This is a genomic window from Pseudomonas xantholysinigenes (assembly GCF_014268885.2).
Lineage (GTDB): Bacteria > Pseudomonadota > Gammaproteobacteria > Pseudomonadales > Pseudomonadaceae > Aquipseudomonas > Aquipseudomonas xantholysinigenes.
This window is the reverse complement of the sequence record NZ_CP077095.1, coordinates 5,017,830-5,031,067: the sequence shown is the minus strand read 5'-3', so window position 1 is coordinate 5,031,067 and position 13,238 is coordinate 5,017,830. Positions and strand designations below refer to the sequence as shown.

General features: G+C 65.4%; 11 protein-coding genes. 10 read left to right on the top strand and 1 reads right to left on the bottom strand.

Going from position 1 to position 13,238, the window contains the following annotated elements:
• The first annotated feature begins 82 nt into the window (after positions 1-82).
• Both thiC and cytX read left to right on the top strand, forming a co-directional pair.
• Complete coding sequence (gene thiC / locus HU772_RS22455; protein ID WP_186662791.1) at positions 83-1,963, top strand: phosphomethylpyrimidine synthase ThiC; 1,881 nt, start codon at positions 83-85, stop codon at positions 1,961-1,963.
• Positions 1,964-2,111: 148 nt separating this feature from the next.
• The gene (gene cytX, locus HU772_RS22450; protein WP_186662790.1) at positions 2,112-3,395 is read left to right on the top strand and encodes a putative hydroxymethylpyrimidine transporter CytX; all 1,284 of its coding nucleotides are present in this window, start codon (positions 2,112-2,114) and stop codon (positions 3,393-3,395) included.
• Here cytX and HU772_RS22445 read toward each other — a convergent pair.
• A complete protein-coding gene (locus HU772_RS22445) occupies positions 3,364-4,110 on the bottom strand; it encodes an RsiV family protein (RefSeq protein WP_186662789.1) in 747 nt (248 codons plus the stop codon). The genes cytX and HU772_RS22445 overlap by 32 nt on opposite strands.
• Before the next feature lie 185 nt (positions 4,111-4,295).
• Between HU772_RS22445 and HU772_RS22440 the strand changes: the two genes are divergently transcribed.
• The 8 genes from HU772_RS22440 to parC all read left to right on the top strand — a co-directional run bounded on the left by HU772_RS22440 (position 4,296) and on the right by parC (position 13,115).
• Positions 4,296-4,913: an NUDIX domain-containing protein gene (locus HU772_RS22440; protein WP_186662788.1), complete on the top strand. Its 618-nt coding sequence runs from the start codon at positions 4,296-4,298 to the stop codon at positions 4,911-4,913.
• On the top strand, positions 4,904-5,356 hold the full coding sequence (locus HU772_RS22435; protein WP_186662787.1) for a DUF1249 domain-containing protein: 453 nt from the start codon (positions 4,904-4,906) through the stop codon (positions 5,354-5,356). Before HU772_RS22440 ends, HU772_RS22435 begins: the two co-directional genes overlap by 10 nt.
• 85 nt (positions 5,357-5,441) lie before the next feature.
• Entirely contained in the window at positions 5,442-6,245 is an 804-nt protein-coding gene (gene cpdA / locus HU772_RS22430; protein ID WP_186662786.1) for a 3',5'-cyclic-AMP phosphodiesterase, read from the top strand.
• A gap of 556 nt (positions 6,246-6,801) precedes the next feature.
• Positions 6,802-7,410 (top strand): YqiA/YcfP family alpha/beta fold hydrolase, encoded by a 609-nt coding sequence (locus HU772_RS22425; protein ID WP_186662749.1) that lies wholly within the window; start codon positions 6,802-6,804, stop codon positions 7,408-7,410.
• A gap of 33 nt (positions 7,411-7,443) precedes the next feature.
• Positions 7,444-9,348 (top strand): DNA topoisomerase IV subunit B, encoded by a 1,905-nt coding sequence (gene parE, locus HU772_RS22420; RefSeq protein WP_186662748.1) that lies wholly within the window; start codon positions 7,444-7,446, stop codon positions 9,346-9,348.
• The gene (locus tag HU772_RS22415; RefSeq protein WP_186662747.1) at positions 9,345-10,331 is read left to right on the top strand and encodes an esterase-like activity of phytase family protein; all 987 of its coding nucleotides are present in this window, start codon (positions 9,345-9,347) and stop codon (positions 10,329-10,331) included. The genes parE and HU772_RS22415 overlap by 4 nt, the downstream gene beginning before the upstream one ends.
• Complete coding sequence (locus tag HU772_RS22410) at positions 10,328-10,846, top strand: retropepsin-like aspartic protease family protein (protein WP_186662746.1); 519 nt, start codon at positions 10,328-10,330, stop codon at positions 10,844-10,846. The genes HU772_RS22415 and HU772_RS22410 overlap by 4 nt, the downstream gene beginning before the upstream one ends.
• Positions 10,847-10,856: 10 nt before the next feature.
• On the top strand, positions 10,857-13,115 hold the full coding sequence (gene parC / locus HU772_RS22405; RefSeq protein ID WP_186662745.1) for a DNA topoisomerase IV subunit A: 2,259 nt from the start codon (positions 10,857-10,859) through the stop codon (positions 13,113-13,115).
• The last annotated feature ends 123 nt before the right edge of the window (positions 13,116-13,238 follow it).

The following is a 13,238-nucleotide window of genomic DNA, read 5'->3' as shown; positions in this document are numbered from 1 at the left end:
TGCACTCGTCACCCCGAGTGCGTCCACGCCTTTCAGGTTCACCCCGACATTCCACGCCTGGAAGCTGTCTGGAGAGCCTGTGATGAGCAAACAAGAAAAATCGATCCACCTCAGCGAGTCGGCGCAAGTCGACCAGCAGTCCGTGCAACCACTGCCCAATTCGCGCAAGGTCTATGTCCAGGGGTCGCGCCCCGACATCCGCGTGCCCATGCGCGAGATCAGCCTGCACGACACCCCCACCGATTTCGGCGGCGAGAAGAACGCCCCGGTGCTGGTGTATGACACCTCGGGCCCATACACCGACCCGAATGTCATCATCGACGTGCGCAAGGGCCTGGGCGATGTGCGCTCGGCCTGGATCGACGCCCGTGGCGACACCGAGCGCCTCGACGGCCTGAGCTCGAACTTCGGCCAGCAGCGCCTGAACGACGCGGAACTGACCAAGCTGCGCTTCGCCCACGTGCGCAACCCGCGCCGGGCCAAGGCCGGCGCCAATGTCACGCAGATGCATTATGCCCGTCAGGGCATCATCACCGCCGAGATGGAATACGTCGCCATCCGCGAGAACATGAAGCTGCAGGAAGCCCGTGCCGCCGGCCTGCTCAGCCAGCAGCACGCCGGCCACAGCTTTGGTGCCAGCATCCCGAAAGAAATCACCCCCGAGTTCGTCCGCGAAGAGATCGCCCGTGGCCGCGCGATCATCCCCGCCAACATCAACCACACCGAGCTGGAGCCGATGATCATCGGCCGCAACTTCCTGGTGAAGATCAACGGCAACATCGGCAACAGCGCCCTGGGTTCCTCGATCGAGGAAGAGGTGGCCAAGCTGACCTGGGGCATTCGCTGGGGTTCGGATACGGTCATGGACCTGTCCACCGGCAAGCACATCCACGAAACCCGCGAGTGGATCATCCGCAACTCGCCGGTGCCGATCGGTACCGTGCCGATCTACCAGGCCCTGGAAAAGGTCAATGGCGTGGCCGAGGACCTGACCTGGGAGCTGTTCCGCGACACCCTGATCGAACAGGCCGAGCAGGGCGTGGACTACTTCACCATCCACGCCGGCGTGCTGCTGCGCTATGTACCGCTGACCGCCAAGCGCGTCACCGGCATCGTCAGCCGTGGTGGTTCGATCATGGCCAAGTGGTGCCTGGCGCACCATAAAGAGAACTTCCTGTACACGCACTTCGACGAGATCTGCGAAATCATGAAGGCCTACGACGTCAGCTTCTCGCTGGGTGACGGCCTGCGCCCCGGTTCGATCGCCGACGCCAACGACGCCGCCCAGTTCGGTGAGCTGGAAACCCTCGGCGAGCTGACCAAGATCGCCTGGAAGCACGACGTGCAGTGCATGATCGAAGGCCCGGGCCACGTGCCGATGCAGTTGATCAAGGAGAACATGGACAAGCAGCTCGAGTGCTGCGACGAGGCGCCGTTCTACACCCTCGGCCCGCTGACCACCGACATCGCCCCGGGCTACGACCACATCACCTCCGGCATCGGTGCGGCGATGATCGGCTGGTTCGGTTGCGCCATGCTCTGCTACGTCACGCCCAAGGAACACCTGGGGCTGCCGAACAAGGATGACGTGAAGACCGGCATCATCACCTACAAGATCGCCGCGCACGCCGCCGACCTTGCCAAGGGGCATCCGGGCGCGCAGATTCGTGACAACGCGCTGTCCAAGGCGCGTTTCGAATTCCGCTGGGAAGACCAGTTCAACCTGGGCCTTGATCCGGACACCGCGCGCTCATTCCACGATGAGACCCTGCCCAAGGAATCGGCCAAGGTCGCGCACTTCTGCTCGATGTGCGGGCCGAAGTTCTGCTCGATGAAGATCACCCAGGAAGTGCGTGAGTACGCGGCCAAGATCGAGACCGTGGATGTCACGGTCGAGCAGGGCATGCGTGAGCAGGCCGAGCGGTTCCGCCAGGAAGGCAGCCAGCTTTACCAGAAGGTGTAAGTAGACCTTGGGGGCCGCGTTGCGGCCCTTTCGCGGCACAAGGCCGCTCCTACAGGGAATTGCGGTCTCCTGTAGGAGCGGCCTTGTGCCGCGAAACGAGGACGCAGTCCTCGCCAGCGCCACCCCCAACATTCCGGCGAACCTCCCCATGACTTCAACTAGCCACTTCTCCCCCGATCACCCCGTCCCCACCCATCACCGCCAATTCGGTGCCCGCGACCTGTTCTCACTGTGGTTCTCCCTTGGCATCGGCCTGATGGTCCTGCAGGTCGGCGGCCTGCTGGCGCCGGGCCTGGGCCTGGCCGGGTCGATCCTGGCGATCACCCTCGGCACGGCGGTGGGCGTGCTGCTGCTGGCCGCGGCCGGAGTAATCGGCAGCGACACCGGCCTGTCGGCGATGGGCAGCCTGCGCCTGACCCTGGGCCGCCACGGCGCACGCCTGCCGGCGGTGCTCAACCTGCTGCAACTGATCGGCTGGGGTTCGTTCGAAATCATCGTCATGCGCGATGCCGCCAGCCTGCTCGGTGCGCGTGCCTTTGGCGAAGGCAGCGGTTGGAGCAGCCCGCTGTTGTGGACCCTGTGCTTCGGCGCCCTGGCCACCCTGCTGGCGGTCAGCGGACCGCTGGCGTTCGTGCGCAAGGTATTGCGCAAGTGGGGCATCTGGCTGTTGCTCGGCGCCTGTGTCTGGCTGACCTGGAACCTGTTCGCCAAGGCCGACCTGGCTGAGTTGTGGCGGCGTCCGGGCGATGGCTCGCTATCGCTGGCCCTGGGTTTCGACATCGTCATCGCCATGCCGCTGTCGTGGCTGCCGCTGATCGCCGACTACTCCCGCTTCGGCCAGCGGGCCAGCCGGGTGTTCGGCGGCACGGCGCTGGGCTTCTTCCTTGGCAATGCCTGGCTGATGAGCCTGGGCGTGGCCTACACCCTGGCGTTCGCTCCAAGTGGCGAAGTGAACGCGCTGCTGCTGGCGTTGGCTGGTGCTGGGCTGGGGATTCCGCTGCTGCTGATTTTGCTCGACGAGTCGGAGAACGCTTTTGCCGATATCCACTCGGCGGCCGTCTCCAGCGGCTTGCTGGTCAAGCTCAAGGTCGAGCACCTGGCCCTGGCCATTGGCGTCTTGTGCACCTTGATCGCCCTGCTGGCGCCGCTGGCCCAGTACCAGAACTTCCTGCTGCTGATCGGTTCGGTGTTCGCGCCGTTGTTCGGCGTGGTGCTGGTGGACCACTTCGTGGTGCGTCGTCGGCGTTCGCCGACCCTGGTCGAGGCGCTGCATTGGCAGGCGTTGTTGGCCTGGGCGGCGGGGGTGGCGGCCTATCACCTGATGGCCAACCTGGCGCCGGAACTGGGCGCGACCCTGCCGGCACTGCTGCTGGCAGGGGGGCTATACCGGCTGCTGGCAATCAGCCGCGGCCAGGAAACAGCTCGGGCTTGAGCACGCCATTGAGGCGCGGATAGGGGATCTTCAGCTCGACGTGGCCCATGGAGTAGGGGGCGATGGCATACACCTCGTACTTGATCACCACGGCGCCGTAGGTCAGGGCAATGTGCGGCGATTGCTTGAACGGCCAGGTCTTGACGAACTCAGGGTCCTTGTCCATGCCGGTGCTGATCAGCCAGGCACGGTGCGACTCCTCGGCGGTCTTCCAGAAGGTCGCCTCCTGGCCAGGCAGCAGCATGTCCTGCAGCGTGAGCACCTTGTCGAGCTTGCGCGAGTAGTTGATGAAGCCGCGCCCCGGCATGCCGTGGGCGCCGCCGCTGTCGAGGTAGCTGGACAGCTCGACGATCACCAGCCCGTCATGCTGTTCACGTACCTTGGCCTGCAGGTAGCTGCTGTTGCGCTTGTCGGCGCGGGCCAGATAGGTCTGTTCATAGGCTTGCAGCGAGGCCGGCGGGGTACCGCGCTGGTTGTCCTCGGTCAGTTGCAGTAGGCGCTTCTCGACGATGGCGTCGAGTTTCGGCAGGGCCGGGAAGTGCACGGTATCGATGTTCACCAGCGGGCAGTCGCTTTCGCTGCAGCCGGGCTTCACGTGCTCCCAGGCCTCGCGCTTGACCTCGAGCGGAGCCCGGTAGTTGGGCGTGAACAGGCTCTGGCAGGCGCCGAGCGCCAGCGCCAGAACGGCCACGGAAGTCAGTTTGACTAGCCTCATGTTGATCCTTGCGGGGCAGTGATGATCGGCCTTGGACCGCCTGCGCGGCCTTCGGTTCGCCACTAAGCTAACAGAGAGCGCCGCGCCTGTCCCGACCGCCCGAATGGTCGACGGAAAGGGATGAAACCGGGCGGTTCGCAGAGTAGGATTGCGCGATGCGCTAAACGCGGCATCAAGGAGTTGGCATGACGGACACGTTGAATCCAGTACCGACGCAGGTCGAAATCGTGCGGCGGGAGCCGTTGTTCAAGGGCTTCTACAAGCTCGACAAGCTGCACCTGCGTCACGAATTGTTCGCCGGCGGCATGAGCCGCGAATTCACCCGCGAGCTGTTCGTGCGCCATGACGCGGTCTGCGTACTGCCTTATGACCCGCAGCGCGACGAAGTGGTGCTGATCGAGCAGTTCCGCGTGGGCGCCATGGGCAAGGTCGATAATCCCTGGCTGATCGAGATGGTCGCTGGCCTGATCGACAAGGACGAGCAGCCTGAAGAGGTCGCCCACCGCGAAGCCGAGGAAGAAGCCGGCCTGAGTTTTTCGGCGCTGTGGCCAATGACCAAGTACTTCCCGTCTCCGGGCGGCAGCGACGAGTACGTCCACCTGTTCCTGGGCCGTTGCGTCAGCGAAGGCGCCGGTGGCCTGCATGGCCTGGAAGAAGAAAGCGAAGACATTCGCGTGCGCGTGTGGCCGTTCGAGGATGCGCTGCAGGCGGTGCGTGATGGGCGTATCTGCAATGCAGCGGCGATCATTGGCCTGCAATGGTTGGCGCTCAATCGTGATGAAGTGCGAGGTATGTGGAAGTGAACCTGCTGCGCGAGCGCTATCGGGTCGACCTGGTCGGGCTGCAATCGGCCTGCGAGGCCAACTATGCCCGGCTGATGCGCTTGCTGCCCGACATGCGCACCACCCAGAGCTCGCGCCGCATCGGCATGACCCAGGGCGACCAGATGCTCGGCGTGCTGGTGCTCGAAGTGCTGCTGGCCTGCCCCTATACCACCACCCTCAAGGTGCGTCAGGAGCACAGCCTGCCCTGGCTGCCGGTGCCCGAACTGGAAGTGCAGGTGTACCACGACGCGCGCATGGCCGAGGTGGTCAGCGCCGAGCATACGCGTCGCCTGCGCAGCATTTACCCGTACCCCAACACGGCGATGCACCAGCCCGACGAAAAGGCCCAGCTCAACCTGTTCCTCGGTGAATGGCTCAGCCACTGCCTGGCCTGCGGCCACGAGCTCGAAGCGGTGCGCTGAAATGTGACGGGCGTCGGTTTCGAGTGTTTGCGCCAAGCCGATCCGCAGCCATAATCCGTGCTGAATCCGCTCGAGGAGACGGCCGTTGCCGCAGCCACCCAATCCCCCGTCACCCGTCCATGTGGTGCAATTGACCGATGCCCACTTGTTCGCCGACCCGGTGGGCAGCTTGCTGGGCCTGAAGACCCGCGACAGCCTCGGCCATGTCATCGATCAAGTGCGCCGGGAGCAGCCGCGCATCGACCTGCTGCTGTGCACCGGCGACCTGTCCCAGGATGCCAGTGTCGCCTCCTATGAAGCCTTTCGAGATATGACCCAGGTATTGGGCGCGCCGTCGCGTTGGCTGCCGGGCAACCATGACGAAGCACAGGTGATGGCCAAGGTGGCGCCGGAGTTGCTGCAGACCGTGACCGATATCGGTGCCTGGCGGATTGTCATGCTCGATTCGGCGGTGGTCGGCGCCACGTTCGGGTTGTTGGCCGACGATCAACTGGTGCTGCTCGACCAGGCGCTGGCCGGCGCTGGTGGACGCTATTGCCTGGTGTGCTGCCATCACCAGCCGGTGGATATCGGTTGTGCCTGGATCGCGCCGATAGGGCTGCGCAACGCCGATGAACTTTTGCAGCGTTTGCGCGGTTATCCACAGGTGAAGGCGCTGCTGTGGGGGCATATCCATCAGGAATGGGATGAGGTGCGCGACGGTATGCGTTTTCTCGCCACGCCATCGACCTGCATCCAGTTCGCGCCGCGCAGCGAAGATTTCAAGGTGAGCGAAGAGCAGCCGGGGTATCGCTGGCTGCGGCTGCATGACGACGGACGGTTGGAGACTGGGGTGGAGCGGGCGCGCGATTTCGAGGTGAGCCTGGACTTCGATAGTCCAGGCTATTAAGTGCGTCGTGTTCCCTGTGGGAGCGAGTTTACCCGCGAACACCGGCGTAGCCGGTGCCAGCCACCGCAGCGCTTGCTTCGCGGGTAAACCCGCTCCCACAGGTGTGGTGCATGCTCTAAGGTCGGCGCGGTCCCTGTGGGAGCGGCTTCAGCCGCGAACACCGGCGTAGCCGGTGCCAGCCACCGCAGCGCTTGCTTCGCGGGTAAACCCGCTCCCACAGGTGTGGTGCATGCTCTAAGGTCGGCGCGGTCCCTGTGGGAGCGGCTTCAGCCGCGAACACCGGCGTAGCCGGTGCCAGCCACCGCAGCGCTTGCTTCGCGGGTAAACCCGCTCCCACAGGTGTGGTGCATGCCCTAGGTCGGCGCGGTCCCTGTGGGAGCGGCTTCAGCCGCGAACACCGGCGTAGCCGGTGCCAAACACCGCGTCGCTTGCTTCGCGGGTAAACCGCTCCCGCAGGGGGCAGTACCCTGTCTCAGATTTTGTTGCGAAAAACCCCATGCTGCGCCAATGCCCTTCCAACACGCTACACTGCGCATCTTTGCGTCCGGGGGGCAGCATGTCGGGTTCCATCCTCTATATCCACGGCTTCAACAGCTCGCCGCTGTCGACCAAGGCCCGCCAGCTCGAGGCGCTGATGCAGCAACTCGGCCTGGCCGACCAGCTGCGGGTTCCGGCCCTGCACCACCATCCTCGCCAGGCCATCGCCCAGCTCGAGGCGGCCATCGCCGAGCTTGGTGCGCCGCTGCTGGTCGGCAGCTCCCTTGGCGGCTACTATGCCACCCATCTGGCCGAGCGCCACGGGCTCAAGGCCTTGCTGGTCAACCCGGCAGTAGCCCCGCACCGCCTGTTCGACGGCTACCTCGGCACCCAGCGCAACCTGTATACCGATGAGGCCTGGGAGCTGACCCAGGATCACGTGGACGCCCTGGCCGAACTGGAAGTACCGCCGCCGCAGGACGCCACCCGCTATCAAGTGTGGTTGCAGACCGCCGATGAAACCCTGGACTATCGCCACGCCGAGCGCTATTACCGTGCTTGCGCCCTGCGCATCCAGGCCGGTGGCGACCACAGCTACCAGGGCTTTGCCAGGCAATTGCCGGCGCTGCTGGCCTTCGCCGGAATTGCCCGCGGGCAGTATGCGGCGCTGGATTTTTCTGTATTTTGACTTTTGCACTCACCAGACTGACGACGAGAACCCATGGCCAATCCCAGCGCTAGCGCCTATAACGCAGACGCCATCGAAGTCCTCTCGGGCCTTGACCCGGTCCGCAAGCGGCCGGGCATGTACACCGACACCAGCCGGCCGAACCACCTGGCCCAGGAAGTCATCGACAACAGTGTCGACGAAGCCCTGGCGGGCCACGCCCGTTCGGTGCAGGTGATCCTCCACGCCGACCATTCGCTGGAGGTCAGCGACGATGGCCGCGGCATGCCGGTGGACATCCACCCCGAAGAGGGCGTGTCCGGTGTCGAGCTGATCCTCACCAAGCTGCACGCCGGCGGCAAGTTCTCCAACAAGAACTACCAGTTCTCCGGCGGCCTTCACGGCGTCGGCATCTCGGTGGTCAATGCCCTGTCGAGCCAGGTCCGCGTGCGGGTCAAGCGCGATGGCAACGAATACCAGATGACCTTCGCCGACGGCTTCAAGGCCAGCGAGCTGGAAGTGGTCGGCAGCGTCGGCAAGCGCAACACCGGCACCAGCGTGTACTTCACCCCCGATCCGAAGTACTTCGACTCGCCAAAATTCTCCATCAGCCGCCTCAAGCATGTGCTCAAGGCCAAGGCCGTGCTGTGCCCGGGGCTGTCGATCAGCTTCGAGGACAAAGGCACCGGCGAAAAGGTCGAGTGGCATTACGAGGACGGCCTGCGCTCATACCTGGTCGACTCGGTCAGCGAATTCCTGCGCCTGCCTGACGAGCCGTTCTGCGGCAGCCTGGCGGGTAACAAGGAGGCCGTCGACTGGGCCTTGCTGTGGCTGCCCGAGGGTGGCGACAGCGTTCAGGAGAGCTACGTCAACCTGATTCCCACCGCCCAGGGCGGCACCCACGTCAACGGTCTGCGCCAAGGCCTGCTGGATGCGATGCGCGAGTTCTGCGAGTTCCGCAACCTGCTGCCGCGCGGGGTCAAGCTGGCCCCCGAGGACGTCTGGGAGCGCATCAGCTTCGTGCTGTCGATGAAGATGCAGGAGCCACAGTTCTCCGGCCAGACCAAAGAGCGTCTGTCGTCCCGCGAAGCGGCGGCGTTCGTCTCTGGCGTGGTCAAGGACGCCTTCAGCCTGTGGCTCAACGCCCACCCCGAGCTAGGCATGCAACTGGCCGAGCTGGCCATCAGCAACGCCGGCCGTCGTCTGAAAGCGAGCAAGAAGGTCGAGCGAAAACGCATCACCCAGGGCCCGGCGCTGCCGGGCAAGCTGGCTGACTGCGCAGGCCAGGATCCGATGCGCGCCGAGCTGTTCCTGGTCGAGGGTGACTCGGCCGGTGGTTCGGCCAAGCAGGCGCGGGACAAGGAATACCAGGCGATCCTGCCGCTGCGCGGCAAGATCCTCAACACCTGGGAAGTCGATGGCGGTGAGGTCCTGGCCAGCCAGGAGGTGCACAACATCGCCGTGGCCATTGGCGTCGACCCGGGCGCCAGCGACCTCAGCCAACTGCGCTACGGCAAGATCTGCATCCTCGCCGACGCCGACTCCGACGGCCTGCACATCGCCACCCTGCTGTGCGCGCTGTTCGTCCAGCACTTCCGCCCGCTGGTCGAGGCCGGGCACGTCTACGTGGCCATGCCGCCGCTGTACCGCATCGACCTGGGCAAGGAAATCTACTACGCCCTGGATGACGCCGAGCGTGACGGTATCCTCGACCGCCTGGTCGCCGAGAAGAAACGCGGCAAGCCGCAGGTCACCCGATTCAAGGGCCTCGGCGAGATGAACCCGCCGCAGCTGCGCGAGACCACCATGGATCCGAACACCCGGCGCCTGGTCCAGTTGACCCTGGACGACCTGGCCGGCACCACCGAGATCATGGACATGCTGCTGGCCAAGAAGCGCGCGGGCGACCGCAAGAACTGGCTGGAGACCAAAGGCAACCTGGCCGAGGTCCTGGTTTGATTCGTCCGCTGCTGCTGGCCTGCCTGGCGCTGTTCGCCCTGCAGGCCCGGGCCGACGACTGGCCGCAGCTCAAGCTGACCGGCGAGCACGTGGTCGATGGCATGCGCGGCGGCAACCTGTCCGGGCTGGCGTTTTGCCGTGGCGCATTGTGGGCGGTGTCCGACCGCGACGACGACCGCATCTACCGGCTTGAGCAGGAGCCGGCTGCCTGGCGCGCCCAGCCGCTGGCCTTCACCCCACCCGAGCCGCCGGATACCGGCCTGCCCTGGGGCCTGAAGTCGCGCAACTGGGCGGCGTCCTATATCCGGGGCGGCGCGCTGGATTTCGAAGGCATCACCTGTGATCAGGCTGGCAACATCCTGATCGTCAGCGAGGCTCATGCCGCAGTGCTGCAGCTGCCGCTGGAAGGCGAGCCGGACTGGCTGCGCATCGACCAGGCCATGGTCCGCCAGGCGCGGGCCAGCGGCATGCTGTTGCACTTCAATGCCCTGTTCGAAGGTTTAGCGATCAATCCGGCGGGCGACCGCCTGTGGCTGGCCGCCGAGCGGGAGCGCCGCGGGTTGTTGGCGGTCCAGCGCCAGCAGTCGGTGTGGACCTGCGGGCGCAGCTGCGTGCTGCTCAGCGAGGCCGGAGTCGAGATGCAGCCGCCGCAGTTTCCCGGCGCGCGTCCGGTATCGCGGGATTTCGCCGACCTGGCTTGGTTCGAGGGCAAGCTGTATACCCTCGAGCGCAATGCCTACCGCATTTGCCGGCGTGACGCCGACAGCGGCGCGGTCGAGCGTTGCTGGTCGTTCGCCGCCGATGCCCTGGTGGAGTCGCGGCGTTACTCACAGCCCTATGGTCTGGCCGAGGCACTGGTGGTCGACAAGGAGGGCGCCTGGATCGGTGTGGACAACAATGATCGCCCACGCAGCGACGGCGAAACCCGCCCGGTGGTCTGGCGCTTCGCCGCACCGCAAGGTGGCTGGAGCGCCCGGCCATGAGCCAGCCCCCAGGCAAGCGCGCAGGAAGGGTATTGCTGATCGTCGCCTGGGCGGCGGCGATGTTCCTTGCCACGCGCTTTTTCGGCCAATGGGAAGACCGCCAGCAGAACCCCAACGCCGTGGTGCAGAGCGAACAGGGCGACGGTTTCATCGAGGTGCGCCTGCTCAGTAACGGCCAGGGGCATTTCGTTGCCGACGGCGCGATCAATGGCCGCGTGGTGCATTTCATGCTCGACACCGGTGCTACCGACGTGGCGATCCCCGAGGCCCTGGCCCACGACCTGGACCTGGCCCGTGGCGCCCCGGTGCAATTGAGCACCGCCAATGGCCGCACCGAGGGCTATCGCACCCGGCTCGACAGCTTGCAACTGGGCGACATCCAGCTGCGCGACGTGCGCGCGCTGGTGGTGCCCGGCCTGGATGGCCAGGCCGTGCTGCTGGGCATGAGCGCCCTGAAACAACTTGAATTTACCCAGCGCGGCGGCACCATGCTGCTGCGCCAGAACCTGAAATGACGAGGCCCGCATGAGCGACTCACTCGAACTCAGCCTTGAAGGCGTCGAACGCCGTTCCCTGGCTGACTTCACCGAACAGGCCTACCTCAACTACTCCATGTACGTGATCATGGACCGCGCGCTGCCGCACATCGGCGACGGCCTCAAGCCGGTCCAGCGGCGCATCGTCTATGCCATGAGCGAGTTGGGGCTGGACGCCGATTCCAAGCACAAGAAGTCGGCGCGGACCGTCGGCGACGTGCTCGGCAAGTTCCACCCCCACGGCGATTCGGCCTGCTACGAGGCCATGGTGCTGATGGCCCAGCCGTTCAGCTACCGCTACACCCTGGTCGACGGCCAGGGCAACTGGGGTGCGCCGGACGATCCGAAGTCGTTCGCCGCCATGCGTTACACCGAGGCGCGCCTGTCGCGCTATTCCGAAGTGCTGCTCAGCGAACTGGGCCAGGGCACCGTCGACTGGGTGCCTAACTTCGACGGCACCTTGCAGGAACCGGCGGTGCTGCCGGCGCGCTTGCCGAACATCCTGCTCAATGGCACCACTGGCATCGCCGTGGGCATGGCCACCGACGTGCCGCCGCACAACCTGCGGGAGGTGGCGAGCGCTTGCGTGCGCCTGCTCGACGAGCCCAAGGCCACCCTCGAGCAGCTGTGCGAGCATATCCAGGGCCCGGACTATCCGACCGAGGCCGAGATCGTCACCCCGCGCGCCGACATTCTGAAGATGTACGAGAGCGGCAAGGGCTCGATCCGCATGCGTGCGGTGTACCGCATCGAGGACGGCGATATCGTCGTCACCGCGCTGCCGCACCAGGTTTCCGGGGCCAAGGTGCTGGAACAGATCGCCGCGCAGATGCAGGCCAAGAAGTTGCCGATGGTCGCCGACCTGCGTGATGAGTCGGACCACGAGAACCCCTGCCGCATCGTCATCATCCCGCGTTCCAACCGCGTCGACGCCGCCGAGCTGATGCAGCACCTGTTCGCCACCACCGACCTGGAGAGTACCTACCGGGTCAACGTCAACATCATCGGCCTTGACGGTCGGCCGCAGTTGAAGAACCTGCGCCAGCTGCTGCTGGAGTGGCTGGAGTACCGGGTCGGTACCGTTCGTCGTCGCTTGCAGCATCGCCTGGACAAGGTCGAGAAGCGTCTGCACCTGTTGGATGGTTTGCTCACCGCCTTCCTCAACCTGGATGAAGTGATCCATATCATCCGCACCGAGGAGCACCCCAAGCAGGCCTTGATCGCCCGCTTCGACCTCACCGAGATCCAGGCCGACTACATCCTCGAGACTCGCCTGCGTCAGCTCGCCCGTCTGGAAGAGATGAAGATCCGTGGCGAGCAGGATGAGCTGCTCAAGGAACAGAAGCGCCTGACCACCCTGCTGGGCAGCGACGCCAAGCTGCGCAAGCTGGTACGCAGCGAACTGCTCGAAGACGCCGAGACCTATGGCGACGAGCGCCGCTCGCCAATCGTCGAGCGTGCCGAAGCCAAGGCCCTGTCGGAAAACGAGCTGATGCCGACCGAGCCGGTCACCGTGGTGCTGTCAGAGAAGGGCTGGGTGCGCTGCGCCAAGGGCCACGATATCGACGCCACCGGGCTGTCGTACAAGGCCGGCGATGGCTTCAAGGCCGCCGCGGCCGGCCGTTCCAATCAGTTTGCGGTGATGATCGATTCCACCGGCCGCAGTTACTCGTTGGCCGCCCACAGCCTGCCGTCGGCCCGTGGCCAGGGCGAGCCGTTGACCGGGCGTCTGACGCCACCGCCGGGCGCCACCTTCGAGTGCGTGTTGCTGCCCGAGGACGATGCGCTGTACGTGGTGGCCTCCGATGCCGGCTACGGCTTCGTGGTCAAGGGCGAAGACCTGCAGGCCAAGAACAAGGCAGGCAAAGGCTTGCTCAGCCTGCCCAACGGCGCCAAGGTCATGACCCCGCGCCCGGTCACCGACCGCGAGCAGGACTGGCTGGCCGCGGTGACCACCGAGGGCCGCCTGCTGGTGTTCAAGGTGGCCGACCTGCCGCAGCTGGGCAAGGGCAAGGGCAACAAGATCATTGGCGTACCGGGCGACCGGGTGGCCAGCCGCGAAGAGTACGTCACCGACCTGGCGGTGATCAGCGAGGGCTCGACCCTTGTATTGCAGGCAGGCAAGCGTACGCTGTCTCTGAAGCCGGATGACCTGGAACATTACAAGGGCGAGCGAGGGCGTCGTGGTAGCAAATTGCCACGTGGTTTCCAGCGCGTCGATGCGCTGCTGGTGGAAACCCCCGCTTGAGTGAGTGGGCCGTCTGCAGCGGCGCTTTCGGCGCCGCTTCAGGCGGAAATGCTGGAGTCTGGCCGCTATTTCGCGGATGATAGTGCCCTTGCGGCGCCGGCGTGGCCGAGTGCCCGATTGAAT

Excerpts from the sequence above, each read along its gene's own strand:
- cytX (WP_186662790.1), top strand. The coding sequence starts at position 2,112 with ATGACTTCAACTAGCCACTTCTCCCCCGATCACCCCGTCCCCACCCAT.
- HU772_RS22445 (WP_186662789.1), bottom strand. The coding sequence starts at position 4,110 with ATGAGGCTAGTCAAACTGACTTCCGTGGCCGTTCTGGCGCTGGCGCTC.
- parE (WP_186662748.1), top strand. The coding sequence starts at position 7,444 with ATGGCCAATCCCAGCGCTAGCGCCTATAACGCAGACGCCATCGAAGTC.
- HU772_RS22440 (WP_186662788.1), top strand. The coding sequence starts at position 4,296 with ATGACGGACACGTTGAATCCAGTACCGACGCAGGTCGAAATCGTGCGG.
- parC (WP_186662745.1), top strand. The coding sequence starts at position 10,857 with ATGAGCGACTCACTCGAACTCAGCCTTGAAGGCGTCGAACGCCGTTCC.
- HU772_RS22410 (WP_186662746.1), top strand. The coding sequence starts at position 10,328 with ATGAGCCAGCCCCCAGGCAAGCGCGCAGGAAGGGTATTGCTGATCGTC.
- thiC (WP_186662791.1), top strand. The coding sequence starts at position 83 with ATGAGCAAACAAGAAAAATCGATCCACCTCAGCGAGTCGGCGCAAGTC.
- HU772_RS22425 (WP_186662749.1), top strand. The coding sequence starts at position 6,802 with ATGTCGGGTTCCATCCTCTATATCCACGGCTTCAACAGCTCGCCGCTG.